The organism is Pseudomonas sp. GW823-FHT02F05, assembly GCF_058797315.1.
Window position 1 is genome coordinate 1 of the sequence record NZ_JBXAJM010000007.1, and the last position, 26,208, is coordinate 26,208.

The following is a 26,208-nucleotide window of genomic DNA, read 5'->3' on the forward strand; positions in this document are numbered from 1 at the left end:
CCCCCCCCCCCCCCCCCCCCCCCCCCCCCCCCCCCCCCCCCCCCCCCCCCCCCCCCCCCCACCCCAGCTCCCACATTGGTTTGCCTTTACAGCACCAAGTGGGGCAACCACAGCGACAACGCCGGAACGTAGGTAACCGCAATCAGCACCAAGAACAACACCGCATAAAACGGCAGCAGGGCCTTTACGGTTTTCTCGATGCTGGTCTTGCCCACCGCCGCGCCGACGAACAGCACCGCGCCCACCGGCGGGGTAATCAGGCCGATACCCAGGTTCACCAGCATGATCATGCCGAAGTGGACCGGGTCGACGCCGATGCCCAGGATCACCGGCATCAGGATAGGCGTGAGGATCAGGATCAGCGGCGCCATGTCCATCACCGTGCCGAGCAACAACAGCATGACGTTGATGCACATCAGGATCACGTAGCGGTTGTCCGACAGGGTCAGGAACAGCGTGGTGATCTTCGCCGGGATCTGCATCAGGGTCATGATGTAGCCGAAGCTGGCGGCGAAAGCGATCAGGATCATCACGATGGAAATGGTGCGCACCGTGCGATGCATCAGCTTGGGCAGCTCGCGCCATTTGTAGTCGCGGTAGATGAACATGGTCACGAAGAATGCCCACAACACCGCAATCGCCGCCGACTCGGTGGCGGTGAAGATGCCCGAGAGGATGCCGCCCAGGATGATCACCATGGCCATCAAGCCCCAGAGCGCATCGGCGGCGATCTTCAGCGCCTGCTTCAAGGGGATGACTTCGCCTTTGGGGTAGTCGCGCTTTTTCGCGAAGATCAGGCAGAGCACCATCAGGCACGCGCTCATTAACAGGCCCGGCACCACACCGGCCATGAACAGCGAGGCGATGGAGACGGTACCGCCTGCCGCCAGGGAGTACAGCACCGAGTTATGGCTGGGCGGCGTCAGCAGCGCCTGCACCGAACCGCTGACGGTCACGGCGGTGGCGAATTCGCGCGGATAACCCCGCCGTTCCATTTCCGGAATCAGCACCGAGCCGACCGAGGCGGTATCGGCCACGGATGAGCCGGAAATCGCGCCAAAAAACGTCGAAGCCATGATGTTGACCAGGGACAACCCGCCACGCACAAAGCCCACCAGCACCCCGGCAAAGGCCACCAGGCGCCGCGACATACCGCCCTCGGCCATGATCGCCCCGGCCAGTACGAAGAACGGAATCGCCATCAGCGAAAACTTGTTCACCCCACCGGCAATCTGAATCATCAGGGCCTGGAACGGGATGTCGATCCACCACGCGCCAATCAGCGCCGACAGCCCCAATGCATAGGCCACCGGCATGCCGATCAGAATCAATACAACAAAGCTGCCCAACAGAATCAATGCGTCCATATCAGGCGGCCCCTTCGTTTTCTTCAACCAGATCGAAACGCACCACCTTGCGGTTGCTCTGATCACCGAGCAGCAGCTTTTCGACCACGAACACCAGGGTCAGCACGCCGCCAATCGGGATCGGCATATAGGTGATGCCTACGCGCAGGGTAGGGATGGCGCTCATGAATTGGTTCCAGGTGGACAGGCACAGCTTGGTGCCCCAAATCGTCATGAACACGCAGATGGTGCCCATCAGCAGTTGCGAGAGGATGCCGACGAGGCGGCGTTGGACAGGCGGCAAGCGGTCAGTGATCATCGCTACCGACATGTGCGCACCGGCACGATAACTGGCAGCGGCGCCGATAAAGGTGAACACCAGCATCAGCAGGATGGCGGTGGGCTCCGGCCAGCTGGAACCGGTACCGAGGGCGTAGCGGGTGAAGATACCCCAGGGAATGATCAAGGCGACCCCCAGGACGGAAAGACCGGCTACCCAGATGCAGGTCATGTAAAGGCGGTCATTGAAGCGCAGCAGTAAAGTCTTCATGGCGTTCACCGTGACCGGGCGCGTCGATGCCGACCGCGCCGGGCCTTATGCAGGGGCAGGGGAGGTTATTGAACCGCGTCGATGCGCTTGATCATGTCCGCATACGGCGCACCGTATTTGGCACGCACCGCCGCAGTGGCCTCATAGAAGGGCTTTTTGTCGACAGTGATGAACTCCACGCCGGCCTTCTTGAGTTTCTCTTCACTGCTGGCGGACTTGGCGTCCCAGAGCACGCGCTCATCAGCCTGGGCGGCCTTGGCGGCGGCCTTGACCATGTCCTGCTGGGCGGGGTCGAGCTTGTTCCAGGTGATTTTCGACATCACGATGGGTTCAGGCAGGATCAGGTGTTCGGTGAGGGTGTAGTACTTGGCGTTCTGGAAGTGGTTGTGTTCCAGCAAGGTCGGCGGGTTGTTTTCCGCGCCGTCGATGACCCCGGTCTGCAGGGCGCTGAAGATCTCGCCGGTGTCCATGGCAATGCCGTTGGCGCCCATGGCGTTGAAGGCTTCGATGAAAATCGGGTTGCCTTGCACGCGGATCTTCATGCCCTTGAGGTCTTCGATCTTGCGCACCGGTTTCTTGGTATAGAGATTGCGCGTGCCGCCATCCATCCAGGCCAGGGCCACCAGGCCGAACTCGGAGTTGGTGATCTTGGCGAGGATCTCGTCGCCAATCTCGCCATCGATGACCTTGCGCATATGCGCCTGGTCGCGGAATACGAACGGCAGGTTGAACACGTTCACGTCCGGCACCACCGGGCCGACGATGCCGAGGCTGACGCGGGTCATTTGCACGGCGCCGACCTGGGCCTGTTCGACCACTTCCTTCTCGGAGCCCAGCACACCGCCGGGGAAGTACTTGAAGGTCAGCTCGCCATTGCTCGCCTTGGTCAGGGCCTTGCCCATGTTTTCTTCTGCGACAACGGTGGGGTAGCCAGCGGGGTGGATGTCGGCGAACTTGATTTCCAGCGCGTGGGCTGCGCTGCTGAGGGTGAAGATTGCAGCGGCGAGCAAGGTGCGTTTGAAGTCCATGGAAGTCACTCCTGTCTTGTTATTGTTGTATTCAAGGCACAGCGATTAAACGATGAAGCGGGGTTCGGGCAGTCCTTGGACGCCGGGGTTGAGGGCGAACACGCCACCAGACAGCGACTGTTCACTCGGGTCGTCGCGGATGGAGGTGACGTACAGAGTGTCCAGGCGGCTGCCACCGAAGGCGCACATGGTGGGTTTTTTCACGGGCACGCTCAGGGAGCGGTCCAGGCGACCGTCCGGGGTGAAACGGTGAACCAACCCGGCGTCGTTGGCGCATATCCAGTATCCGCCCTCGGCGTCCACGGCTGCACCGTCGGGACGTCCGGGGAAGTCGTTCATATCAATGAACAGGCGGCGATTGGACGGCGTGCCGGTCTCGATGTCGTAGTCGAACGCCCAGACCTTTTGTACCTTCGGGTGCGAATCGGAAGCGTACATCGTGCGACCATCGGGGCTGAAAGCCAGGCCGTTGAGGGTGATGAACCCCTCCAGTAGCGCGTGGGGCGCAGCCCCGGACCCATAGCGATAAAGGACGCCCTCGGCGGCGTTCAAGCCCATGTCCAGCACCATGCTGCCGGCCCAGAAACGGCCCTGGCGATCGCAGCGGCCATCGTTCAAACGCATGTCCTTGCGTGAATGCTCGATGCTGGCCAGCGGCACGGTGTCGAGGCTGCCGTCGTTGTGGGGCGTGAGTTGGAAGAAGCCGGTTTGCATGCCAGCGACCCAATTGCCTGCCTGGGTGCGCGCAATACAGGCGAGCATCTCTGGGGCTTTCCACGCCGCCAGATGGCCGGTGGCGGCGTTCCAGCGTTGCAGGCCGCCGTTGGGGATATCTACCCAATACAGGGCGTTTTCTTCGGGCACCCACACCGGGCATTCGCCCACCGCATTGCGGGCATCGACAATCAGTTCAGCAGTCATGGTCATTCCCTTGGGTTGCGGGGCACTCAGTCACCGAACGGCCCCGCCGCGCAGAACGCACCGCCCTGGTAGACCTTGGCCGGGTCATCGGCGGCCACGGGCGGTTGGGTTTCGACCTGGGCGCGGAACACTTCGGAGCTGTCTTTGGGGGCAAAGCCCAGGTGCGCGGCGTAGCGGTTGTCCCACCAGGTGTCGAGGTTGGCCGACATGCCGTACACCACGGTATGGCCGACGTTGGGCGTGTACAGCGCGCGTTCGAGCAGTTGGGTCAGGTCGTCGAAACTCAGCCAGGTGTGCATCATCCGGCGGTTCTGCGGTTGCGGGAACGAAGAGCCGATACGGATGCTCACGGTCTCGATGCCATAACGGTCGAAGTAGAAACTGGCCATGTCTTCGCCGTAGGACTTGGACAGGCCGTAGTAACTGTCCGGGCGGCGCGGGGAATGGGCGTCGAGTTGCACGCCCTGTTTGTAGAAACCAATCACGTGATTGGAACTGGCGAAGATCACCCGCTTGACCCCGTGGCGGCGGGCCGCTTCGTAGATATGGAAAATGCCGCTGATGTTCGCGCCCAGCACCTCTTCGAACGAGCGCTCCACCGAAACGCCGCCAAAGTGCAGGATGGCGTCGACGCCCTCTACCAACTGATGCACGGCGTGTTTGTCGGCCAGGTCGCAGGTGTGTACCTCTTCGCGAGCGTCGGTGGCGGGGGCCATTTCAGCGATATCCGAAAGGCGCAGCACCTGGGCATAAGGACGCATGCGTTCACGCAGGACTTTGCCCAGGCCGCCGGCGGCACCAGTGAGCAACAGACGGTTGAAGGGAGCGGGGGTGGTGGTGGTCATGGGCCTTCCAGATTTTTGTTGTAGGTTGTCGTATGACTATGGGGAAATAGTGTTAGGGATTCCTGGTGTTGTCAACGTCCTTCCAGGCACATGAGATCAAAGGTGGGAGCTGGCACCTTAGAGATCGGATTTGCCTTTGGAACTACAACAACGAAATCGGATAGCTGATAAAAATCCGGTTCTCATCGAACTCGTTATTGCTGAAATCCCGACGCATGGTCGAGTTGCGCCACTTCACATTGAGGTTCTTCAGCGCACCGCTCTGCACCGTGTAGGCCAACTCCGACTCACGCCCCCACTCCTTGCCGTCGGTGATCGCCCCGGTGTGTACATTGCTGCCGCTGATATAGCGGTTCATCAGGGTCAGCCCCGGAACGCCGAGCACCACAAAGTTGAAGTCGTGGCGCACCTGCCAGGACTTTTCCTTGGCGTTGTCGTAGCTGGCGTTGTAGCTGTCGTTGGCCAGAGTGCCGCCGCTGGTGCCGTTGATGCGCATCCAGGCGCTGTCGCCGCTGAGTTTTTGCAGGCCAACATAGAAGGTATGGCCGTTGTATCTGGCCGAGAGCAGGGCGAACAGGGTCTTGTTATCGAGGTCGCCGGCCAGGGCGCTGCCGTCTTCCTTGCCGTTGAAGAACCCGAGGTTGGCGCTCAGGGTCCAGTCTCCCAGCGGCTGGCTGTGGGTGAGGTTGAGGTACTGCTGTTGGTAGATATCAGTCAGTTCGGCGTACCACAGGCCGACCTGGGTACGTTTGTCGTTGAAAGTGTATTCGCCGCCGCCGAAGTTGAAACGGTCCGAAGTGAACGCGGCTTTGCCGTTCATGAACATGTCTTCCATGCTCGCGTCGTTGCGTGGGCTGTTGCCCCGAAACTGGCCACCGTAGAGCGTCAGGCCGGCGATTTCATTGGAGGTGACCTGGCCGCCACGAAAGGTCTGGGGCAGGGAGCGGCCATCATCGGAACGCAAGATCGGCAGCACCGGCATCCATTCACCAACTTTCAACTCGGTCTTCGACAGCCTGGTCTTCAGCGCGACACCCAGGCGCCCGAAATTGTCGGCGGGGCGGCCATCGTCATGCACCGGCAACAGTTGGGTGCCGGCGGTGCCTTTGCCGCCATCAAGCTTTTGCGAATACAGGCCCAGCACGTCAATCCCGAAACCGACCGTGCCCTGGGTAAAGCCGGACTTGGCATCAAGGATAAAATTCTGCGTCCACTCTTCGGCCTTGCCCTGGGGGTTGGTCGGGTTGGTGAAGTTGCGATTGAAGTAGGCATTACGCAGGTTGAGCGTGGCCTTGGCGTCGTCGATAAAGCCTTCGGCGTTGGCACCCAGCGGCAGGGTGACGGCCAGGCTGCCGAGACCGAGAAGGCCCAGGCGAGTGCAGGAATGACGGGCGGATTGACTCACAGTGAGGCTCCCTTTGTTTTGTTGTTTTTATTATTTGTTATACGTTGTCGTACAACATTGAGCGCGATATTTGCGAGGTTTTGAGGGCGTGTCAAGCAGAAGTTATATGATGACTTGGGTGAAACGATTCAACGCAGCGGCACGGTCGCCCCCTGTAGGAGCGAGCTTGCTCGCGAAAAAACGTCAACGATAACGCGTGCTTCCTGAATGAACGCGGCGCCTGTGAGTTTTTCGCGAGCAAGCTCGCTCCTACATGGATTGCATTGCAACGCAGGTTTCAGCCAGCCATGACCATCGGCGGCAGGGTGCCAAGCAGGGAAACCGCAGCCACTGCTGCAACGCCCAACAGCCACTCCATCATCACACTGGCTCTCAAACTGCCCAGGCGTTGTTCGCAGCGCTTGATACGCAACCGGTTCAACAGCGCCAACCCCAGCATGCCCAGCACCAGCCCCACCTTGATCAGCAGGATCAAGGCGAAGCCCTCGAACAGCGGCGTGGGCCACAGTTGCCCGGTGAGCACGCGCACGTTGATCAGACCGGTTACCAGCAGGCCGCCGACCAGGCCATATCCCACACCACTGAAGCGACGCAGAATCGGCTCCAGGTGGTGGTCTTGCGCCTGCCGGAGGATCAGCACCAACACCAGCAACCCACCGAGCCAGGCCCCAACGCACAGCAGGTGCACTACCTGGTTAAGGATCAGCAACCGCCCACTCACCCCATCGAGCATGGCGCCATGGCCTACGGGGGCCAGGGTCGCCAGCAACAGGGCGAGCAGCGGCAAGCGCAAGGCCGGCCAGGGCTTGATCAGCACGATCACCAGCAGCAGGTTCAGCAGCAGATGCCAGGCCCATACCTGGCCAAAAAAGGTCTTGCCCAGCACCAACTGCACCGTGGCCGGTTGCAGCGCCGACTCCCAACTGCCGGCCATGCTGGCGGTGATCAACAGCAACCACACGACCCCGGTGAACAGCCCCAAGCCGGCCAGGCCACGGGTGATGCGCAGCAATTGCCGGTCCAGTGTCGGCTGCACATGAGCGCCGAGCAGCCAGGGCCTGAATACCCAGGCCCCGAACATTAGCAACACGACGCAAAAGTGCAGGAAGCGGCACAGCACCAGCAGGGTTGCCATGGGTTATTGGCCGACCTTGAAGCTGTAAGTGCCTTCGCTTTTGTGAGTGTCGACGGACACCGCATGCCATTCGACCTTATACGTGCCGCTTGCCAGCGGAGCGGCAGGCGTGACCACCAGGGTTTTCTTGTCGGCGTCCGGGGTTTCCAGGCCCTTGATGGCAATTTCGGTGCCGTCCTTGCTCAGGGAGACCTTGGTGAAGGTGGCTTCGACGCCTTCGCTGAAGGTCAGGCGCAGGTCTTTGGGTGCGGCGACTTTGCTGTCAGCCGCAGGCTCCGCGCTCTTGAGGTGGGCGTGGGCAAACGCCGTAGAGGCGCCCAGCAGGGCAGTGAACAGGACAGCAGCGGTCAGGGAGTTCTTGAGCAACATTGTTCAATACCGATCAGAGGATAGGAGCCGGCAGTGTACGAAGTTTCGGCTTGGCCTGTCGCCCCGATCTAGAGCCGGTGGTAGTCTTTAGGCCGTGTTGTTGTCAGGGAGCCCTTATGGGCAATCACAAGATTGGAATTCGTCGGGTCAACGTCGAGAAAATCCTGCTGGCGGCGGAGAAGGTCTTCGCCAACAAAGGCTATGGCAGCACCGCCATGGCCGACATCGCCGAAGAAGCGCAACTGCCGCGCTCCAACCTGCATTACTACTTCACCACCAAAAGCGAGCTGTACAGCGCGGTGCTGTTCGACCTGCTGGAGTTGTGGAAGCAGGACGCCCTGAGCTTTGAAACCTTCGACGACCCTCGGGTGGTGCTCAGCAGCTACATCCGCGCCAAGATGCAGCGCTCGCGCACGCGCCCGTATGGCTCCAAGGTCTGGGCCAATGAAATCATCCACGGCGCGCCCACACTCGGCGAGGCCCTGGATGAAAGCCTGTACGACTGGGCCAAGATGAAGGAAGCGAAGATTCGCCAATGGGTGCAAGACAAACGCATCCTGCCGGTGGAGCCCTCGAGCTTGCTGTACATGATCTGGGCCTCGACCCAGCACTACGCCGACTTCGACCACCAGGTGAAGATTCTGAATGATCACCAGCCGTTGTCGGACAGGCAGTTCGAGAAGGCCATTCAGACCGTGACCGGTGTGATTTTGCGCGGGATTGGGTTGGAGCCTTGAGCTGATCGTTCCCACGCTCCGCGTGGGAATGCCACCCTGGACGCTTCGCGTCCGCTCTTGCCAGCGTGACGCGGAGCGTCACAGGATGCGTTCCCACGCGGAGCGTGGGAACGAGGGGCTAGGGTTACACGGCCTCCCGGTAAGGATTGCGCGGGTCCTGCGTCCAGTTCAAAAACGGCTTGCCGGTATCGATCGGCACCATCTCGATGCAGTCGGCCACCGGGCAGGTGATCTGGCAGAGGTTGCAGCCCACGCACTCATCGTCGATCACCTCATACAGATGCGTGCCATCGGCCTGCTTCAAGCTGGCAATGGCCTGGTGCGAAGTGTCCTCGCAGGCAATATGGCAACGACCACAGCCAATGCATGCCTCTTGGTCTATCTTGGCGATGACCTGATAGTTGATGTCCAGGTACTTCCAATCCGTGGTGTTGCCCACCGCCCGCCCGGAAAACGCCTGCAGGTTGGCATGGCCTTGGGTGTCCATCCAGCGCGACAAGCCATCCTTCATTTCTTCAACGATGCGAAACCCATGCAGCATCGCCGCCGTGCACACCTGCACCGCGCCGCATCCCAGGGCGACGAATTCCGCGGCGTCGCGCCAGGTGCCGATACCGCCGATGCCGCAGATCGGCAGGCCGTTGGTCTGTGGGTCACGGGCGATTTCGGCGACCATGTTCAACGCAATCGGCTTGACCGCCGAGCCGCAGTAACCGCCATGGGTGCTCTGGGTACCGACCACTGGCAGGGCGACCATGCGCTCCAGGTCCACGCTGGTGATGGAGTTGATGGTGTTGATCAGCGACACCGCATCGGCGCCGCCGCGATAGGCCGCCCGCGCCGCCACGCGGATGTCGGTGATGTTCGGCGTGAGCTTGACGATCACCGGCAGCGAACAATACGTCTTGCACCAGCGCGTCACTTGCTCCACGTACTCCGGCACCTGGCCGACGGCAGCGCCCATGCCCCGTTCGGGCATGCCATGAGGGCAGCCGAAGTTCAGCTCGATGCCGTCGCAGCCGGTCGCCTCCACCAAGGGCAGGATGTTTTTCCAGGACGCTTCGACACAAGGCACCATGAGCGAGACGATCAGTGCGCGGTCCGGCCAGTCCTTTTTCACCTGGGTGATTTCCCGCAGGTTGATCTCCAGGGAACGGTCGGTGATCAGTTCGATATTGTTGATGCCCAGCACTTCGCGGTTGGCGCCATAGTGCGCGGAGTAACGCGACGACACGTTCACCGCCGCCGGGTCTTCCCCCAGGGTTTTCCACACGACGCCACCCCAGCCGGCCTCGAAGGCGCGCACCACGTTGTAGGCTTTGTCGGTGGGCGGCGCGGAGGCCAGCCAGAACGGATTGGGCGCTTTGATACCGGCGAATACAATCGAGAGATCGGCCATTACGCAGCCTCCACAGTCAGCATGAGTTGGGCATGCATGGCTTCGGCGGCCCGCTTGCCATGTTGTACCGCCTGAACGGTGAGGTCCTGGCCGAGGCTGACGCAATCGCCGCCGGCATACACCCCTGGGATGCTGGTGCGCAGTTGCTCATCGACGAAGATGCGCTCGCCGACGCGATGCAGTTGCTGGGCCAGCGGATCGTGCAGGGCGTCGTTGTCGAAGCCTTGCCCGATCGCCTTGAAGATCGCGTCGGCGGCCAGTTCGAAGGTTTCCCCGGTAGGCAGCAGGCGACCGTTTTCCAGGCAGGTGCGGGCAAAGCGCATGCCGCGTACGCGGCCTTGGTCATCGAGCAGGACCTCGTCGGGTTGGGCCCAGGTCAACAGCCGTACTTGATTGGCCTTGGCGATGTCCTGTTCGTGGTGGGTTGCGCCCATGTCGGCCAGGCCACGGCGGTATACCAGGTTGACATCGCGGGCACCGAGGCGGGCCATCTGCACGGCCATGTCGATGGCGGTGTTGCCGGCGCCGAGCACGATGCAGCGGTCGGCCAGGGGCAGTTGGCTGAGGTCATCGGCCTGGCGCAGTTCGCGGATATAGTCGGTGGCGGCGAGCAGGCCGGGGGCGTCCTCAAAGGGCAGGCCCAGCTGTTTGCTGGCAGCGAGACCCAGGCCGAGGAACACCGAATCGAATTGCTGGTGCAGTTCGCTCAAGGTCAGGTTGTCGCCCAGGCGTTGGCCGTGGCGAACCTCGATGCCGCCAATCTGCAGGAGGAAATCCAGTTCCTTCTGGGCGAAGTCGTCCACCAGTTTGTATTTGGCGATTCCGTATTCATTCAGGCCGCCGGCTTTTTCCCGCGCTTCGAAAATCACCACGTCATGACCGTGCAAGGCGGCGCGGTGAGCGCAGGCCAAACCGGCAGGCCCGGCACCGACCACGGCGATGCGCTTGCCGGTGGGCGCGGCGCGTTGGAACGGGTGTTCGCTGAAGTGCGCGTTGTCGATGGCGTAGCGTTGCAACAGGCCGATCAGCACGGGGGCGCATTCTTCGGCGTTATTGCGTACGCACGCTTGCTGGCAAAGGATTTCCGTCGGGCACACCCGTGCGCAACTGCCACCGAGAATGTTGGCTGAGAGGATTTTTTGCGCGGCCCCTTGCACGTTCTCGGTGTGGATATTGCGGATGAATGAAGGGATGTCGATCTCGCTGGGGCACGCATTCACACAAGGCGCGTCGTAGCAGTACAGGCAGCGCGAGGCTTCCAGTTGGGCCTGGCGGGCGTTGAGGGGCGGTGCCAAGTCGGTGAACTGGCTGGCGAGGGTGGCCCCGTCTTCGCGGGGGTGGGGGAGATGGGTCAGGGTCTGGATCACGGTGTTGGCCTCACGGTTATTGAGGTGCTGCCTCTGATGGGCGATCGTTCCCACGCTCTGCGTGGGAAAGCCTCACTGGACGCTCCGCGTCCGCTTTTTTTGGACTCAGCGGTTCACGGCCACTGGCTTGCAAAGCGCTGCCCGCTTGCTCAACTGCTCGAACACCGAGGGATACGCCGGCCGCTGCACATACCGCCCGGCTCCTCGCTCGGCGCGCAGGTCACCATCGACCCACACCAGCTTGCCCTGGCTGATGGTGTGGCTGGGCACGCCGCGCACGGTCTTGCCTTCGAAGATGTTGAAGTCCACCTGCTGATGGTGGGTCTTGGCGGAAATGGTCCGCGTGCCCTCGGGGTCCCATAGCACCAGGTCGGCATCGGCGCCTACGCGTATCGCGCCTTTGCGTGGGTAGAGGTTGAAGATCTTCGCGGTGTTGGTGGAGGTCAGGGCGACAAATTCCTGCATCGACAAACGCCCGGTATTGACGCCTTCGTGCCACAGCAGCGCCATGCGGTCTTCAATGCCGGCGGTACCGTTGGGGATCTTGCTGAAGTCGTCACGCCCGGCGGCTTTTTGCTCGGCGCAGAAACAGCAGTGGTCGGTGGCGGTGGTGTGCAGGTTGCCCGCTTGCAGGCCGTGCCACAGCGCCTCTTGGTGCCCGCGTGGGCGGAATGGCGGGCTCATCACATAGCCGGCGGCGGTCTGCCAGTCGGGGTGTTGGTACACGCTGTCATCGAGCAACAGGTGGCCGGCGAGCACTTCACCGTACACCGCCTGGCCCTTGCCACGGGCATAAGTGATTTCATCCAGGGCTTCCTTCGTCGACACATGCACCAGGTACAGCGGCGTGCCGATGGTCTCTGCAATCCGGATGGCACGGCTGGCCGCTTCGCCTTCCACCTGGGACGGGCGCGACAGCGGATGGGCTTCCGGCCCGGTGATGCCCTGGGCCATCAGCTTGCGTTGCAGGTGGTACACCAGCTCGCCATTTTCGGCATGCACCGTGGGCACCGCGCCGAGTTCCAGGCAGCGTTCGAAACTGGCGACCAAGGTGTCATCGGCAGCCATGATCGCGTTCTTGTAGGCCATGAAATGCTTGAAGCTGTTGATGCCGTGATGGCTGACCAGCTCGGCCATTTCCTCGCGTACCTGCTCGCTCCACCAAGTGATCGCTACATGAAACCCGTAGTCGACGGCAGACTTTTCGGCCCAGCCGCGCCACTGGTGGAAAGCTTCCATCAGCGATTGCTGTGGGTTGGGAATCACGAAGTCGATGATCGACGTGGTACCACCGGCCAAGCCTGCCGCCGTGCCACTGAAAAAGTCTTCACTGGCCACGGTGCCCATGAAGGGCAGTTGCATATGGGTATGGGGGTCAATGCCGCCTGGCATCAAGTATTGGCCGCTGCCATCGAGTATTTCGCAGCCTGTGGGAATATCCAGATTCGTGCCAATGGCGCGAATTAGACCCTCTGCGCATAACACATCGGCGCGGTAACTTTCATCATGGGTAATAACGGTGGCGCCACGGATCAACAGCGACATGTCGAGTTCCTCACAGGCTTGACCGGCTTGTGCCAGTTCTAAGTGTTGTAATGCTGCGTACCGAGGGTCGGTTAATTCCTGTCATCGGTGACAGGAATAGAAACTAGCCCGAGTTTTTCGAATGAGCAAGAAGATTTTTATCAAGCCTTTAATGTTTTTATATAATTGATTTATAAGGTAAAAATACTATTTTCACCAAAATGAAGCACGCCCACCCTGTTTTGACGCACTTGACAGGTTTTTGATCTGTTCAATATTTCTTATTACAAATCAGGCGCTTGAGATATGCCGCTTGACGGCGTCGAGAAATAAAAATAATTGTGATGCACCAGTTTGAGACCTGCAGGTTCTGGCAACTTGCGTATTGTTTAGCCTGACGCGTGCGGCAAGTAGCGCAGGCTCAATTGGAAAGCTGATAAACATCAGCAAGTTATACAAGCGGTGCGGGTTCAGAGGCGGTTGTCGGCACGGTTATTGAGTGCACGGGCAGTTGGCCGGAACCCTGGATGTCATGTTGTTGATGCGGTACTCCGGCCACCTGAACCTAGCGTGCAGGTGAGCAACAATAATTTTAAAAAAACCGTGGAGCGGCCATGCAACAGAACAGATCGCAAGTCATCGAGCGCAACGGCCTGTACGAACTCGACGCCGGCCCCGACGTCCTCGACAGCCCTCGCTACAACCACGATATGGCACCTACCAAAGTGCACGAGCGCACCTGGAACAAATGGCACATCACCGCGCTGTGGGTCGGCATGTCGATCTGCGTGCCCACCTACACCCTGGGCGGGGTGCTCACGGCGTATTTCGGGCTGTCGGTGGGGGAGGCGCTGATGGCGATCCTGCTGGCCAATATCGTGGTGTTGATCCCGCTGACCCTCAACGCGTTTCCCGGCACCAAGTACGGCATTCCGTTTCCGGTGCTGTTGCGTTCGTCCTTTGGCATCCTCGGTTCCAACGTACCGTGCCTGATCCGCGCGCTGGTGGCCTGCGGCTGGTTTGGTATCCAGACGATGTTCGGCGGGCTGGCGATCCACCTGTTCCTGGGCTCGATTTTCGACGGCTGGAAAGCCCTCGGCGGTACCGGTGAGGTGATCGGTTTCATGCTGTTCTGGTGCTTGAACCTGTGGGTAGTGCTGCGTGGCGCCGAGTCGATCAAGCGCCTGGAAACCTTGTCGGCGCCGCTGTTGGTCGCCGTAGGAGTTGGTCTGCTGGTATGGGCGATGCCGAACGTGTCCCTCAGCGAGCTGATGGCTATTCCACCCAAGCGCCCCGAAGGCGCCAGCCTCACCGGTTACTTCATGGCGGGGCTTACGGCGATGGTGGGCTTCTGGGCCACCTTGTCACTGAACATTCCCGACTTCAGCCGCTACGCCAACAGCCAGAAAGACCAGATTCTGGGGCAGATCTTCGGCTTGCCGCTGACCATGTTCCTGTTCGCCGCCCTCGGCGTGGTCATGACCGCCGCCTCGGTGAAACTGGTGGGGGTGAGCGTCTCCGATCCGGTGAGCCTGATTGGTCATATCCAGAGCCCGGTGTGGGTGGCCATCGCCATGGCGCTGATCATCGTCGCCACCTTGTCCACCAACACTGCGGCGAACATCGTCTCGCCCACCAACGACTTCCAGAACATCGCGCCCAAGCTGATCAACCGCACCACGGCGGTGATTCTCACCGGCCTGGTAGGGCTGGCGTTGATGGCCCATGAACTGCTGAAAAAACTCGGGCTGATTGTCTCGGACGTCAGCCTGGAAACCGTGTATTCCAATTGGCTGCTGGGCTATTCAAGCCTGCTGGGGCCGATTGCCGGGATCATGGTGGTGGACTATTTCATCACCCGCAGACAACAGTTGGACCTGGCCGGCCTGTACCGCGACGACGTGTACCCGGCCTGGAACTGGAGCGGCTTTGTCGCCTTTGGCGTACCGGTGGTGCTGACGCTGCTGTCGCTGGGCAGCGACGCGTTCAGCTGGTTTTACAGCTATGGCTGGTTCACCGGCTCGGCGTTGGGCGGGGTGTTGTATTACGGGCTCAATGCCAAGCGCGCTAGCACTCCACTCACCGCCAAATCCCCGTTGTAAACACGGTCCAGGTGGGAGCTGGCTTGCCTGCGATAGCGGACTATCAGTTAAAGCCGTGTCGGCTGACACACCGCTATCGCAGGCAAGCCAGCTCCCACAGTTGACCGCGTTAATTCATAAGAACCTGTAGCCTGAGGAGACCCCCATGAACGCTGCCCTCGACGTTCTGCAATCGACCCATCAGCACATCAACCGCGACCGTCTGTGGCAGTCGCTGATGGACCTGGCCAAACTCGGCGCCACCCCCAAAGGCGGAGTGTGTCGCCTGGCCCTTACCGACCTCGACCGCAAGGCTCGCGATCGCTTCGTGCAGTGGTGTGAAGCGGCGGGTTGCACCGTGACCATCGACGGCATCGGCAATATCTTTGCGCGCCGTCCCGGCCGCAATCCCGACCTGCCACCGGTGATGACCGGCAGCCATATCGACACCCAGCCCACCGGCGGCAAGTTCGACGGTTGCTTCGGCGTGCTGGCCGGTGTGGAAGTGCTGCGCACCCTTAACGACCTGAATGTGGAAACCGAGGCGCCGCTGGAAGTGGTGGTATGGACCAACGAAGAAGGCTCGCGTTTCCCGCCGTGCATGATGGGCTCAGGGGTGTTTGCCGAGAAGTTCAGCCTGGCCGATACACTGGCCAAGGTCGATACGGACGGCATCAGCGTGGGGGATGCGTTGAACGCGATTGGTTATGCCGGAACACGGCCGGTCAGCGGGCATAAGGTCGGCGCGTATTTCGAGGCCCATATCGAACAAGGGCCGATTCTGGAGGATGAACACAAAACCATCGGCGTGGTGCTCGGCGCCCTCGGGCAAAAGTGGTTTGACCTGAAGCTGCGCGGTGTTGAAGCCCATGCCGGCCCTACACCCATGCACTTGCGCAAGGATGCCCTGGTAGGCGCGGCAGCGGTGGTGGCCGCGGTGAACGCGGCGGCGTTGGCGCACCAGCCCCATGCATGCGGCACGGTGGGGTGCCTGCAAGCGTATCCGGGATCGCGCAACGTGATTCCCGGTGAGGTGCGCATGACCCTGGATTTTCGTCATCTGGAACCGGCACGGCTGGACTCGATGATTGCCCAGGTGCGTCAGGTGATCGAGGACACCTGCGCCAAACATGGCTTGAGTTTCGACATGCAGCCCACGGCGGACTTCCCGCCGCTGTACTTCGACAAAGGCTGCGTGGAGGCGGTGCGCGATGCCGCCAATGGCTTGGGCTTGTCGAACATGGACATCGTCAGCGGGGCAGGGCACGACGCGATTTTCGTCGCTGAGCTGGGCCCGGCGGGGATGATCTTTGTACCGTGTGAAGGCGGCATCAGCCACAACGAAATCGAAAATGCCGCGCCGGATGACCTGGCGGCAGGGTGTGCGGTGTTGTTGCGCGCGATGGTGGCCGCTTCAGCGGCCATTGCCAGCGGTAAGTTAGCCGCCTGAACTGATCGTTCCCACGCTCCGCGTGGGAACGCCGCTCAGGACGCTCTGCGTCCGCCCTTAAAATCGTGACGCGGAGCGTCACAGGGTGCATTCCCACGCAGAGCGTGGGAACGATCATTAGCAGGCTATTAACCCGGCTGCCAGCCGCCGCCGAGTGCGGTCAAAAGTCCCACGCTCGCCTGCAACTGCCGGGTCTGCACCGCCTGCAACGTTCTCTGTGCCTGCAACGCGGCGGTTTGGGCGGTGACCACGTCCAGGTAACTCACCGCCCCGGCCTGATAGCTGTTCATCGCCAAGGCCTGGGTATGTTGCGCCGCCTCTGCGGCCGCTTGCTCGTCCTCGGCTTGCTGCTGCAAATCCCGCAGTTGCGCGAGGTTATCTTCCACCTCACGCACGGCTTTCAGTACGTGGCTACGGTACTGTGCCGAGGCTTCCTCGAATTCGGCCTTGGCCTGGCGCTCGTCGGCGCTCAAGCGTCCGCCATCGAAGATCGGCAGGTTCATCAGCGGCCCCAGTGCCCAATACCGGTTGCCGGCGGACAGCAGGTTGCCAACGCCTTGGGTCTGCCCGCCCAGCACACCGGTCAAACTGAAATCCGGGAACCACGCCGCCTTGGCCACGCCGATCGTTGCGTTGGCCGCAAACACACGACGTTCAGCTGCGGCAATGTCTGGACGACGCTGCAGCAAGTGGCTGGGCAACTGCGCCGGAATGCTTGGCAACGCCATTAACTGCGGGCTGGGCGGCAATGAAAAATCACTGGCCGTCACGCCCACCAATTCGCCGATGGCGTGCTCGGCGAGGTTGCGCTGGCCACGCACTTCGTCCAGCTGCGCCTTGGCTTCGGCCAGTTGGTTTTGCGCGCGGGTCAGGTCCAGTTCCGACGCAATCTGGCCTTCATAACGGCTGCGTGTCAGTTGCAACGCTTGGCTGAAGTCCTGCAACGACGTGTTGAGGATTCGGCCCTGTGCATCCAGCCCATTGAGCTGCACATACAGGCTCGCCAACTGTTGTTGCAGGCTCAGGCGCACCACCGCCAGATCATCAAAGGACGCTTGCGCCTGGGCATCGCCCGCAGCGACCTGGTTGCGGATTCTGCCCCACAGGTCGAGGTCGTAACCCAGGGAGAACCCAACGGTATTGCTGTTGTACACCGACGGCTGTGCAGTGCCGCGTAGCGGTCGTGAATCCGATTGACGTTGGCGCAGCGGTTGCGCGCTGGCGGTGATTTGCGGGAAAAGGCCCGCGTGCAGTTGACTGGCGTAGGCCTGGGACGCATCGAAATGCGCCAGCGCCGCGGCCAGGTCCGGGTTGGCCTTGAGCAGTTGCTGTTGCAGCGCGTTCAGGCGCGAATCGTTGTAAAGCTGCCACCACTGGGGCGCCAGTTGATCCGACGGTTGCGCGCTGTGCCAGGGGCCATCGCTGGTTTGTTCGCGGTAGTGGGCGGGCAGGTCAATCGACGGCACCGTATAGGTGGGCGCCATCGAGCAACCCTGCAACGCCAGTACCATCAGTGCCGCCAGCGGATTAAGCCTTGGGCGCATGCGCACCTCCCGAGGCGTCGGCCAGTTGCACCGGGTCGCCTTCGCGCAGGGCGTCGGGCGGGTTGTCGATGATGCGGTCAGCGGGCTTCAGGCCTTGGTCGATCACCAGGCGCTCGCCGAGGTCCAGGCCAATATGAATGTCTTGCAGGTGCACATGGTTGCGACCGTCCAGTACCGCAACCTGGGTGCCCTGGGCGCGGAAGATCAAGGCGCTGGCCGGGATGCTCACGCCATGGGTATCGGCCGGAATCGGCAGGGTGACTTCGGCGTAATCGCCTGGCAGCAGTTCGCCGTTGGGGTTGTCGGCAACGAACTGGGCGAGCAGGGTGCCAGAGCGGCGGTCGATGGCAGTGGAGTCACCGATCAGGCGTGCCTTGAAGTGCTCGCCGGGGTGCTCGGGGACGGTCAGTTCGGCCTCAAGGCCCGTATGAATGACCGCTGCATAGTTCTGCGGCACCGGCACGTACAAGCGCAATTGGTGGGTGTCGGCAATGTTGAACAGTTCCGGATCGCTGGCGTTATCGGCCTTGATCAACTGGCCGATGTCCGTGTTGCGGGCAGTGATGGTGCCAGCGAATGGCGCTCGAAGGGTCTTGTAGCTTTCCAGGGCGCACAGCCGTGCGTAGTCCGCTGCCGCGGCTTCGGTGTTGGCCTTGGCGGCTGCGGCGTTGGAGGTTTTCTCATCGGCGTCCTGGCGCGATACCGAATGGCTGGCCAGCAGGTTTTGCCAGCGGGTCGCCGTGGTGGCTGCCAGGCGTGCATTGGCTTGTTGCTGGATCAGGCGGGCATGGGCTTGGGCCAGTTGTTGGTCGAGGTCTGGGCTGTCGATTTCGGCGAGGATTTGCCCGGCCTTGACCTGGGCACCGATGTCGACTTTCCAGTCCTTCAAGTAGCCGCTGACCCGCGCATGGATCGCCGCTTTGCTCCATGCCTCCAGGTGGGCGGGCAGGCGGAGGGTGTCACCGCCGGCGTTTGGCTTGGGTTGGAACACCATTACCTGGGGGACGGCGGCGGCTTCGGTCCAGGCGGTGACCGACTGCTCGTGCAGCGTACGCGCGTGCAGGCCGCTGGCGACTAACAGGGCAGCCAACGTCAGGCCACCGACACCCAGGAGCATCAGACGCTTGCGCGAGGGTTTTTGATCAGGCGACATGGGGCGTTTCTCCAGCAGTTGCGCGAGTAGGATGACGACCGTGGACCAGGCTGAAGACCACGGGAACAAACAACAAAGTGGCGATGGTGGCGAAGACCAGGCCACCGATGACCGCCCGGCCGAGCGGGGCGTTCTGCTCCTCGGAAATGGCCAGGGGCAACATGCCGATGATCATTGCCAGGGCAGTCATGCACACCGGGCGAAAGCGCGTATAGCCGGCTTCTAGCGCGGCTTCCAACGCATCGCCATGTTCGGCCAGGCGCTCACGGCAGAAGCTCACCACCAGGATCGAGTTGGCGGTGGCCACGCCCATGCACAAGATGGCGCCGGTGAGTGCTGGCACCGACAACGAGGTGCCACTGAGAAACAGCATCCACACGATGCCCGCCAATGCTGCCGGCAACGCCGTGATGATCACAAAAGGGTCGGCCCATGATTGGAAGTTGACCACGATCAGCAAGTAGATCAGCACCACCGCGCCGAGCAGTCCGAAGCTCAAACCACTGAACGCCTCATGCAGCGCATCGATCTGCCCGTGCAGGCTGATGGTCGCGCCTTTGGGGCGCATGGACGCAGTGTCATCCAGCACCTTTTGCACATCGCGGGCCACACCGCCGAGGTCGCGGCCTTGCACGTTGGCGTACAGGTCCAAGGTAGGCTCGATGTTGTAGTGGGTCACCACGGCAGGGCTCTGTACCCGGGAGATGGTTGCCACGCCGCCGAGAATTTGCGCCTGCCCATCGGCACCGGTCACCGGCAACGCCTCCAGGGACGGCAGGCTGTCGAGGCGGTACTGCGGGGTGGCCGCGACGATGGAATAAGACACGCCGTTGGCCGGGTTGAGCCAGAAGGTCGGCGCGGTTTGCGAGCTGCCGGCGAGGGAGGCGACCATGCTGTTGGTGACGTCACGCTCGGTGATGCCCAGGCCATTGGCGCGCATACGGTCCACGTTTACTTGCAGCGAGGGGTAGCCGGTGGACTGCTGGATCCGCAGGTCGGCAATCCCCGGTACATGTTGCAAGCGCCGTTCAAGCTCGACGGCATAGGCGCGGTTTTCCGCGTCATTGCGCCCGGAGATTTTGACGTCCAGAGGGGCGGGAGCGCCGAAGTTGAGGATCTGGCTGCTGATGTCGGCGGGCAGGAACGCAAAGTGGCTGCCGGGGAAACTTTGCGGCAGGGCTTCACGCAGTTTTTTCACATAGTCGGCGGTGGGCGCGTGGTGCGTTTTCAAGCTGACTTGAATATCGCCATCCTGCGGGCCGATGGTGCCGCTGCTGCTGTAGGCCATGTCGATGCCGCTGAGCGGAATGCCAATATTGTCGACGATGGTGTCCAGTTCTTCGGCCGGGATAACCTCGCGAATCCGTGCTTCGATGCGATCGAACGCCGCGGCACTTTCTTCGATACGCGTGCCCAGTGGCAAGCGCACATGCAGGGCCAAGGCACCCGCATCGGTGGCCGGGAAAAAGTCCTGGCCCAGGCTCGGCAACAGCAGGAACGACGCGAGTACGCAGGCCAGGAACCCGACAATGAAGCGCTTGCGTGCGCCCAGCGCCAGCGTCAGCAGGCCATGGTAGGTGTCGCGGATATTGGAAAAGTGTCGTTCGAATCCCTGTTGAAAATTCAGCACCGATTGCAGCAACGCATTGCGCGGCCTCACGTGCTGTTCACCCTCGTGGTGATTGATGAATGCATCTTCCGGATGATGCCCCGCGCCTGCCTCCGGCCTATGTGGTTTGAGCAAATACATCGCCAGCGTCGGCACCAGGGTACGCGAGAGAATGAACGAACTGGCCATGGCAAAGATCACCGCCAGCGCCATTGGCCGGAACAGGTAACCGGCGATGCCTTGCAGCAAAAACATCGGCACGAACACGATGCAGATGCACAACAGCGAGACGAAAGCCGGGCCGACGATTTGCGCGGCGCCGTCGAGAATCGCGGCCTTCACCGCCTTGCCTTGCTCCAGGTGCCAGTTGATGTTTTCGATGGTCACCGTGGCGTCGTCCACCAGGATGCCCACCGCCAACGCCAGCCCGCCCAATGTCATCACGTTGAGGGTTTGCCCACTGACGGCCAATAGCGCGATGGCCGACAGCACTGCCAGGGGAATCGACGCGGCGATGATCAAGGTCGAGCGCCAACTGCCGAGAAACAGCAGGATCATCGCACTGGTGAGGAGTGCGGCAATGATGCCTTCCTGGGCCACGCTGCCCACCGACTGCTTGACGAACACCGAGGCATCGCCCAGCAGCGAGGTTTTCAGTGACGGTGGCAAGGTTTCGTTGATGCGCGGCAGCATCTGCCGGATACCGTCGATGATCGAAAGCGTGGAGATGCTGCCGTTTTTCAGCGCCGGCATCAGCACGGCGCGATGGCCGTCGACCCGCACGATATTGGTTTGCGGTGGTGAACCGTCGCGCACATGGGCCACTTGGCCGATGGTGATCAGCGCACCGTCGACGGTCTTGATCGGCAAGTCGTTGAGCTCATCAATCGCCTTGGGGCTGTTGTTGAGCAGGATCGTGTATTCGTTGGGGCCGAGCTTGGCGGTGCCCACCGGGATGATCTGGTTCTGCAGCGCCAGGGCGTTGCCCACGTCTTGGGCCGACAAGCCTTTGGCGGCCAGGGCTTGAGGGTCGAGGTCGAGGGTGATCTGCCGTTGCTTGCCACCCATTGGGGTGGGCATGGCCAGGCCGGGCAGGGCGCTCAAGGGCAGGCGGATATTGTTCTGCACCAGGTCGCGAATTTTGGCTTCCGAAAGGCTGGGGCTGGAGAACGCCATTTGCAGGATCGGCACCGTGGAAGCGCTGTAGTTGAGGATCAGCGGCGGGGTGATGCCCGGTGGCATTTGCTTGAGCACGGTTTGTGACACCGCCGTGACCTGGGCATTGGCGGTACGGATATCGACGCCAGGCTGGAAGAAGATCTTGACGATGCCCATGCCGGGCAACGATTGCGACTCGATATGTTCGATGTCGTTGACGGTGGTGCTCAGGGAGCGTTCGTAGGTGTAGATCACCCGGCCGGCCATGGCGTCCGGAGACAGGCCGTTGTACTGCCACACCACGGCGACCACGGGAATGCCGATATCGGGAAAAACATCCGTGGGCGTACGCAGGGCCGCCATCGGCCCGATGATGCAGATGAATATAGCCAGCACGATGAAGGTGTACGGCTTGTGCAGTGCGGTCTTTACCAGCCCGAGCATGCGTGAGTCTCCGAGAAGAGCAGGATTGCAAACCCCGGCAGTCTTGACCGACCCACCTAACACGCACCTTTCAGCCAGGTGAAGGAAGTTTTAGTCAAGGGCTGAAGATACTTTCATAGGGATTCATTTGTTCCAGGAAGGGCGGCTCATCAAGCTTGTCAGCCATCGGATACGAACTTTTCATTCATGCCCTTTGGAGCCCTGTCATGTCACTCAAACCACTGTTGTTAGTTCCCGTCCTAGGCTTTGTCTGTTTACTGTCGGCCTGCGCCGGCCCGATCCCCAAGGCGGATCCCAGCGAAGCCTGGATCGGCTTGCAGGAAGAAGCGCCGAATGACCTGATGGCCGAGCGTGTCGATGGCAAGCGGGTGGACGATGGGCGCTATTTTGAGGTGACCCCGGGTGACCATCGCCTGGACGTGACTTTATTTGAAGACGAGCCGGGTGATGACAACCAGCAGGACTGCCAGGGCCGCATCGAGTACAAGCATTTCAAGGCAGGTGAGCACTACACCCTGGTGGAGTCGAGCCTGGGCACCACGGTGCGCGCGTCTCTTGAGGACGGCAACGGCAAGGAAATTGCCGCGACCCAGGACTTCAATTGCATGCCTGGCTAGGCGTGATGCGCCGTCGCCTTGTGCGGTTCTGCAGGTGCAGCAGGTTTGACGTGGGGGTGATGATGCCGGCGCGTCACGCGCATGACTCCCCACAGCATGGCGGCGGCGACGGCCAGCCAACCACAGATCAACAGGAAAATCGTTGTCGCAAGGCTCATTCGGGCCTCCTTTCGCCCACTTGGGGCACACACAGTCTTCTCAATGGACAGTCTAGTCAGCTGGCGGTTGCCTGCTATTGACCAATGGTCGAGTCGGTCCAACTTCTTTGCTCTATCAGCGCCGCTTTACTGAGCCAGTGGGCTATACCGGCGGGGCGGGGCGCCCTATGATCGGAGGCCTTTACCGGCAGTTGATCAAGAGAGTGAAAAAATTGCGCTTACGGTCGAACCTTAAAACCTCCTTGCTGCTCGCCGCTGCCCTTGGGCTGGCGGCCTGTGCCAGCAGCACACCATCGAAACTGCCAGGCTTGCCGGAGCGCGTTGAACTCACTGGCGTGCCGACCTTTCGCAGCGAGGCTTATCAGAGCGGTCCTACGGCACTTGCCAGCATGCTGTCGCAACAAGGCATTGTCATGACACCGGGTTTGCTTGATAAACCGCTGCACCTGCCCGGCGCCGAGGCGGACCTTGAGCGCAACATGCAAGTGCTGGCACGTGAATACGGGCTGATGGTGTATCCACTGGCGGCCAAGCTGACCGCCGTGCTGGCGCAGGTGGCGGCGGGTTACCCAGTGATGGCGCGGATCAACGCCAGTTATTGGTCCGGGGCGCGCTATGTCGTGGTGGTGGGGTTCAACCAACAGAAGAGTACGGTGCTGTTGCGCTCTGGCAACGAGCGCCGGCTGATCATGAGCTTCAGCGACTTCGAGTCGGCGTGGGCGAGCGCGGGCCATTGGGCCATTCTGACCCAGCGCCCGAGCCAGTTGCCGGCCAATGTGGACGTGCAGCGCTGGCGCGAAGCGGCCAATGCCACGGCGCAGGCGGGGCAGGAGCAAGCGGCGGCCCAGGCGCTCAAGGTGTTGGCAGAGAAGAAGTGAAGCTCAAATAATGTGGGAGCGGGCTTGCTCGCGAATGCGGTGGGTCAGCCATGAATGTAGCGACTGACACCCCGCATTCGCGGGCAAGCCCGCTCCCACACTAAAACCGTTGCTTATCGACGCACTTCCGCAGCGGTCGCTCGGTTCTTGAGGTTTTTATCGGCCTTGTAACGCAGCGCCACATCCGGCACTGCGCCGCCTTTGCCGGTCTCGACCCAGCTACGAATACGGCTGGCATCGGCAAAATGGGTGAACTTGCCAAAGGCATCCAGAATCACCAGCGACACCGGGCGATTGCCCATGCTCGTCACCAACACCAGGCAATGGCCGGCCTGGTTGGTGAAGCCGGTCTTGGTCAGCTTGATATCCCAGTTGGCGCGGTTAATCAGGTGATCGGTGTTGGAGAAGCCCAAGGTGTAATTAGGCTTGCGGAACGACACGGTCTTTTCCTTGGTGGTGCTCAACTGGCTCAGCATCGGAAACTTGCGCGCATAGGCCAGCAGCTTGCTCAGGTCGCGGGCGGTCGACACGTTATGGATCGACAGGCCGGTGGGCTCTACGTAGTGGGTGCTGGTCATGCCCAGGGACTTGGCCTTGGCGTTCATCGCGGCAATGAAGGCCGCGTAACCGCCTGGATAGTGGTGGGCGAGGCTGGCGGCGGCGCGGTTTTCCGAAGACATCAGCGCGATCAGCAGCATTTCCTTGCGTGGCATCTGGCTGCCGATCTTCACCCGGGAGAACACGCCTTTCATCTCGGGCGTGTCGGTGATGTTGATGTCGATGTACTCGTCCATATTCTGCTTGGCTTCGAGTACGATCAGGCCAGTCATCAGCTTGCTCACCGAGGCGATAGGTACCACCACGTCAGGGTTGCTGGAATAAATGACTTTATTGGTCTGCAAGTCGACCAGCATGGCGCTGCCGGAGGCGATCTGCAGCTTGGAGGCGTCACGCGGGGCCAGGGTGGATTCGGCAGCGTGGGCGAAGGTGCCTGTTATCGCAAAAAACAGGCTAACGATAGAAAGACGAATTTTCACGCGGATGAACTCGCTAAAAAGTAAGGAAATGCCGTTGTAGAACGGGACTTAAGACAAATGACGTTACATTTTAGGAGTATGGATGAAGAACTGTCGAATGTTCTTCTAGAACCAGACGAAAGTGCCTAAAAACTAAGAAAAAACGGTTTTTTTACGGGCAATAAAAAGCCCTGCGCTAAGGCAGGGCTTTTTCATCACCTCTGGTTATTAACCGTGCAGCGTTTCCGCTGCATATAAGGTGTTTTCCAGCAAGCAGGCCCGGGTCATCGGCCCGACACCGCCGGGGACCGGCGTGATCCAGCCTGCTCGGGGCAGGGCGGTTTCATACACCACGTCGCCCACCAACTTGCCGTCTTCCTGGCGGTTGATACCCACGTCAATAACGATGGCGCCTTCCTTGATCCACTCACCCTTGACCAGGCCCGGCTTGCCGGCGGCGACTACCACCAGGTCGGCACGGCCGACGTGGCCGGCGAGGTCCTTGGTGAAGCGATGGGTGACGGTCACGGTGCAGCCGGCCAGCAGCAGCTCCATGGCCATCGGGCGACCGACGATGTTCGATGCGCCCACCACCACAGCGTCAAGGCCGTACAGGTCGACACCGGTGCTTTCCAGCAGCGTCATGATGCCTTTAGGCGTGCATGGGCGCAGCAGGGGAATGCGTTGGGCCAGGCGGCCGACGTTATAAGGGTGGAAACCGTCGACGTCCTTGTCCGGGCGGATGCGCTCCAGCAGCTTGGAGGCGTCCAGGTGCTCAGGCAGCGGCAGCTGCAGCAGGATGCCGTCCATGCCCGGGTCATCGTTGAGGCTGTCAATCAGGTCGGTCAGGGCCTGTTGAGTGGTGTCCGAAGGCAAGTCGTAGGCCTTGGAAATAAAGCCGACCTCTTCACAGTCTTTACGCTTGTGCGAGACATAAACCTGAGAGGCAGGATCGCTGCCGACCAGGATCACCGCGAGGCCAGGCGTGCGCAGGCCTTGCTGGCTGCGCTCGGTGACTCGTTTGGCGATCTGCTGGCGCAGGCTGGCGGCGATTGATTTGCCGTCGATAAGTTGTGCAGTCATTACGCGTGATTAACCATCGAGAGGGGGAAGAAAAGTGCGCGCATTCTCGCATGCCAAGGCGCGAGGGCAAAGGCGCTTGGTCTGCAAATTGCCCTAACCCCTTAAATAAAATCAGTTTTTTTCAAAAAAGATTTGACGGGTTTCCAGGGCATCTATACTATTCGTCGCACTTGTCGGGCACAGCCTAGCACTGGTTAAGAAGGTCGAGCAGAATAGTTGTACTGCAAGGCTGGAAGCACTTAGTTTGTAATCCTCCAAGAGTACAGATTAATAAGGCGCCCGTAGCTCAGCTGGATAGAGCATCCGCCTTCTAAGCGGATGGTCGCAGGTTCGAGTCCTGCCGGGTGCGCCATTAGGCAGCTTTGGCACAAGTAGCGCTATATGGTGGCGT

General features: G+C 61.1%; 22 protein-coding genes and 1 tRNA gene. 6 read left to right on the top strand and 17 right to left on the bottom strand.

The window, feature by feature from the left end:
- Positions 1 to 86: 86 nt before the first annotated feature.
- The 8 genes from AC1RAC_RS10325 to copC all read right to left on the bottom strand — a co-directional run bounded on the left by AC1RAC_RS10325 (position 87) and on the right by copC (position 7,599).
- Positions 87 to 1,367 carry a TRAP transporter large permease gene (locus tag AC1RAC_RS10325; protein ID WP_032903436.1) on the bottom strand — a complete coding sequence of 427 codons (1,281 nt, stop codon included), beginning with the start codon at positions 1,365 to 1,367 and terminating at the stop codon, positions 87 to 89.
- Position 1,368: 1 nt separating this feature from the next.
- Positions 1,369 to 1,896 carry a TRAP transporter small permease gene (locus AC1RAC_RS10330; protein WP_054898249.1) on the bottom strand — a complete coding sequence of 176 codons (528 nt, stop codon included), beginning with the start codon at positions 1,894 to 1,896 and terminating at the stop codon, positions 1,369 to 1,371.
- Positions 1,897 to 1,961: 65 nt separating this feature from the next.
- On the bottom strand, positions 1,962 to 2,924 hold the full coding sequence (locus AC1RAC_RS10335) for a TRAP transporter substrate-binding protein (RefSeq protein ID WP_003192291.1): 963 nt from the start codon (positions 2,922 to 2,924) through the stop codon (positions 1,962 to 1,964).
- Between the two features lie 45 nt (positions 2,925 to 2,969).
- Positions 2,970 to 3,845, bottom strand: coding sequence for an SMP-30/gluconolactonase/LRE family protein (locus AC1RAC_RS10340; protein WP_054917394.1), 876 nt, complete (start codon positions 3,843 to 3,845; stop codon positions 2,970 to 2,972).
- Between the two features lie 26 nt (positions 3,846 to 3,871).
- Entirely contained in the window at positions 3,872 to 4,690 is an 819-nt protein-coding gene (locus tag AC1RAC_RS10345) for an NAD-dependent epimerase/dehydratase family protein (protein ID WP_181125302.1), read from the bottom strand.
- Between the two features lie 142 nt (positions 4,691 to 4,832).
- Entirely contained in the window at positions 4,833 to 6,095 is a 1,263-nt protein-coding gene (locus AC1RAC_RS10350; RefSeq protein ID WP_492616547.1) for an OprD family porin, read from the bottom strand.
- 277 nt (positions 6,096 to 6,372) lie between these two features.
- Positions 6,373 to 7,230 carry a copper homeostasis membrane protein CopD gene (copD, locus tag AC1RAC_RS10355; protein ID WP_186527234.1) on the bottom strand — a complete coding sequence of 286 codons (858 nt, stop codon included), beginning with the start codon at positions 7,228 to 7,230 and terminating at the stop codon, positions 6,373 to 6,375.
- 3 nt (positions 7,231 to 7,233) lie between these two features.
- A complete protein-coding gene (gene copC, locus AC1RAC_RS10360) occupies positions 7,234 to 7,599 on the bottom strand; it encodes a copper homeostasis periplasmic binding protein CopC (RefSeq protein ID WP_054898255.1) in 366 nt (121 codons plus the stop codon).
- Between the two features lie 116 nt (positions 7,600 to 7,715).
- Between copC and AC1RAC_RS10365 the strand changes: the two genes are divergently transcribed.
- A complete protein-coding gene (locus tag AC1RAC_RS10365; protein ID WP_014719000.1) occupies positions 7,716 to 8,336 on the top strand; it encodes a TetR/AcrR family transcriptional regulator in 621 nt (206 codons plus the stop codon).
- Positions 8,337 to 8,460: 124 nt separating this feature from the next.
- Here the strand turns inward: AC1RAC_RS10365 and preA are convergent, their stop codons facing one another.
- From preA to hydA, 3 genes are all read right to left on the bottom strand, one after another.
- Positions 8,461 to 9,735, bottom strand: a complete 1,275-nt coding sequence (gene preA, locus AC1RAC_RS10370; RefSeq protein ID WP_198790561.1) for an NAD-dependent dihydropyrimidine dehydrogenase subunit PreA — start codon at positions 9,733 to 9,735, stop codon at positions 8,461 to 8,463.
- Entirely contained in the window at positions 9,735 to 11,102 is a 1,368-nt protein-coding gene (locus AC1RAC_RS10375) for an NAD(P)-dependent oxidoreductase (RefSeq protein ID WP_057975026.1), read from the bottom strand. The genes preA and AC1RAC_RS10375 overlap by 1 nt, the downstream gene beginning before the upstream one ends.
- 105 nt (positions 11,103 to 11,207) lie before the next feature.
- Positions 11,208 to 12,647: a dihydropyrimidinase gene (gene hydA, locus AC1RAC_RS10380; RefSeq protein ID WP_492616548.1), complete on the bottom strand. Its 1,440-nt coding sequence runs from the start codon at positions 12,645 to 12,647 to the stop codon at positions 11,208 to 11,210.
- Between the two features lie 593 nt (positions 12,648 to 13,240).
- Here hydA and AC1RAC_RS10385 point away from each other — a divergent pair.
- Positions 13,241 to 14,728, top strand: a complete 1,488-nt coding sequence (locus AC1RAC_RS10385) for an NCS1 family nucleobase:cation symporter-1 (protein WP_034127956.1) — start codon at positions 13,241 to 13,243, stop codon at positions 14,726 to 14,728.
- A gap of 145 nt (positions 14,729 to 14,873) precedes the next feature.
- The gene (locus AC1RAC_RS10390) at positions 14,874 to 16,157 is read left to right on the top strand and encodes a Zn-dependent hydrolase (protein ID WP_492616549.1); all 1,284 of its coding nucleotides are present in this window, start codon (positions 14,874 to 14,876) and stop codon (positions 16,155 to 16,157) included.
- A 128-nt stretch (positions 16,158 to 16,285) separates the two neighbouring features.
- Here the strand turns inward: AC1RAC_RS10390 and AC1RAC_RS10395 are convergent, their stop codons facing one another.
- The 3 genes from AC1RAC_RS10395 to AC1RAC_RS10405 are packed head-to-tail and all read right to left on the bottom strand — an operon-like array spanning position 16,286 to position 22,065.
- Positions 16,286 to 17,701: an efflux transporter outer membrane subunit gene (locus AC1RAC_RS10395; protein ID WP_072446110.1), complete on the bottom strand. Its 1,416-nt coding sequence runs from the start codon at positions 17,699 to 17,701 to the stop codon at positions 16,286 to 16,288.
- Entirely contained in the window at positions 17,685 to 18,854 is a 1,170-nt protein-coding gene (locus AC1RAC_RS10400) for an efflux RND transporter periplasmic adaptor subunit (RefSeq protein ID WP_492616550.1), read from the bottom strand. The genes AC1RAC_RS10395 and AC1RAC_RS10400 overlap by 17 nt, the downstream gene beginning before the upstream one ends.
- Positions 18,844 to 22,065, bottom strand: coding sequence for an efflux RND transporter permease subunit (locus AC1RAC_RS10405; RefSeq protein ID WP_492616551.1), 3,222 nt, complete (start codon positions 22,063 to 22,065; stop codon positions 18,844 to 18,846). Before AC1RAC_RS10405 ends, AC1RAC_RS10400 begins: the two co-directional genes overlap by 11 nt.
- Positions 22,066 to 22,271: 206 nt before the next feature.
- On the opposite strand from AC1RAC_RS10405, the gene AC1RAC_RS10410 reads away from it, so the two are divergent.
- Positions 22,272 to 22,682 carry a PA0061/PA0062 family lipoprotein gene (locus AC1RAC_RS10410; RefSeq protein ID WP_259284437.1) on the top strand — a complete coding sequence of 137 codons (411 nt, stop codon included), beginning with the start codon at positions 22,272 to 22,274 and terminating at the stop codon, positions 22,680 to 22,682.
- On the opposite strand, the gene AC1RAC_RS10415 is transcribed toward AC1RAC_RS10410, so the two are convergent.
- Complete coding sequence (locus AC1RAC_RS10415; RefSeq protein ID WP_164919344.1) at positions 22,679 to 22,840, bottom strand: hypothetical protein; 162 nt, start codon at positions 22,838 to 22,840, stop codon at positions 22,679 to 22,681. The two genes, AC1RAC_RS10410 and AC1RAC_RS10415, sit on opposite strands and share 4 nt — an antisense overlap.
- Positions 22,841 to 23,052: 212 nt before the next feature.
- Between AC1RAC_RS10415 and AC1RAC_RS10420 the strand changes: the two genes are divergently transcribed.
- On the top strand, positions 23,053 to 23,718 hold the full coding sequence (locus AC1RAC_RS10420; RefSeq protein ID WP_492616552.1) for a peptidase C39 family protein: 666 nt from the start codon (positions 23,053 to 23,055) through the stop codon (positions 23,716 to 23,718).
- A 113-nt stretch (positions 23,719 to 23,831) separates the two neighbouring features.
- On the opposite strand, the gene pbpG is transcribed toward AC1RAC_RS10420, so the two are convergent.
- Together pbpG and folD are read right to left on the bottom strand one after the other, a co-directional pair.
- The gene (gene pbpG, locus AC1RAC_RS10425) at positions 23,832 to 24,755 is read right to left on the bottom strand and encodes a D-alanyl-D-alanine endopeptidase (protein WP_060765164.1); all 924 of its coding nucleotides are present in this window, start codon (positions 24,753 to 24,755) and stop codon (positions 23,832 to 23,834) included.
- Between the two features lie 207 nt (positions 24,756 to 24,962).
- Entirely contained in the window at positions 24,963 to 25,817 is an 855-nt protein-coding gene (folD, locus tag AC1RAC_RS10430) for a bifunctional methylenetetrahydrofolate dehydrogenase/methenyltetrahydrofolate cyclohydrolase FolD (protein ID WP_003192259.1), read from the bottom strand.
- Between the two features lie 275 nt (positions 25,818 to 26,092).
- Here folD and AC1RAC_RS10435 point away from each other — a divergent pair.
- Positions 26,093 to 26,169: transfer RNA gene (locus AC1RAC_RS10435), tRNA-Arg, on the top strand.
- The last annotated feature ends 39 nt before the right edge of the window (positions 26,170 to 26,208 follow it).

Excerpts from the sequence above, each read along its gene's own strand:
- AC1RAC_RS10400 (WP_492616550.1), bottom strand. The coding sequence starts at position 18,854 with ATGTCGCCTGATCAAAAACCCTCGCGCAAGCGTCTGATGCTCCTGGGT.
- copD (WP_186527234.1), bottom strand. The coding sequence starts at position 7,230 with ATGGCAACCCTGCTGGTGCTGTGCCGCTTCCTGCACTTTTGCGTCGTG.
- AC1RAC_RS10365 (WP_014719000.1), top strand. The coding sequence starts at position 7,716 with ATGGGCAATCACAAGATTGGAATTCGTCGGGTCAACGTCGAGAAAATC.
- AC1RAC_RS10345 (WP_181125302.1), bottom strand. The coding sequence starts at position 4,690 with ATGACCACCACCACCCCCGCTCCCTTCAACCGTCTGTTGCTCACTGGT.
- AC1RAC_RS10395 (WP_072446110.1), bottom strand. The coding sequence starts at position 17,701 with ATGCGCCCAAGGCTTAATCCGCTGGCGGCACTGATGGTACTGGCGTTG.
- AC1RAC_RS10330 (WP_054898249.1), bottom strand. The coding sequence starts at position 1,896 with ATGAAGACTTTACTGCTGCGCTTCAATGACCGCCTTTACATGACCTGC.
- AC1RAC_RS10415 (WP_164919344.1), bottom strand. The coding sequence starts at position 22,840 with ATGAGCCTTGCGACAACGATTTTCCTGTTGATCTGTGGTTGGCTGGCC.
- folD (WP_003192259.1), bottom strand. The coding sequence starts at position 25,817 with ATGACTGCACAACTTATCGACGGCAAATCAATCGCCGCCAGCCTGCGC.
- AC1RAC_RS10385 (WP_034127956.1), top strand. The coding sequence starts at position 13,241 with ATGCAACAGAACAGATCGCAAGTCATCGAGCGCAACGGCCTGTACGAA.
- hydA (WP_492616548.1), bottom strand. The coding sequence starts at position 12,647 with ATGTCGCTGTTGATCCGTGGCGCCACCGTTATTACCCATGATGAAAGT.
- AC1RAC_RS10340 (WP_054917394.1), bottom strand. The coding sequence starts at position 3,845 with ATGACTGCTGAACTGATTGTCGATGCCCGCAATGCGGTGGGCGAATGC.
- AC1RAC_RS10405 (WP_492616551.1), bottom strand. The coding sequence starts at position 22,065 with ATGCTCGGGCTGGTAAAGACCGCACTGCACAAGCCGTACACCTTCATC.
- copC (WP_054898255.1), bottom strand. The coding sequence starts at position 7,599 with ATGTTGCTCAAGAACTCCCTGACCGCTGCTGTCCTGTTCACTGCCCTG.
- AC1RAC_RS10390 (WP_492616549.1), top strand. The coding sequence starts at position 14,874 with ATGAACGCTGCCCTCGACGTTCTGCAATCGACCCATCAGCACATCAAC.
- preA (WP_198790561.1), bottom strand. The coding sequence starts at position 9,735 with ATGGCCGATCTCTCGATTGTATTCGCCGGTATCAAAGCGCCCAATCCG.
- AC1RAC_RS10410 (WP_259284437.1), top strand. The coding sequence starts at position 22,272 with ATGTCACTCAAACCACTGTTGTTAGTTCCCGTCCTAGGCTTTGTCTGT.
- AC1RAC_RS10335 (WP_003192291.1), bottom strand. The coding sequence starts at position 2,924 with ATGGACTTCAAACGCACCTTGCTCGCCGCTGCAATCTTCACCCTCAGC.
- AC1RAC_RS10325 (WP_032903436.1), bottom strand. The coding sequence starts at position 1,367 with ATGGACGCATTGATTCTGTTGGGCAGCTTTGTTGTATTGATTCTGATC.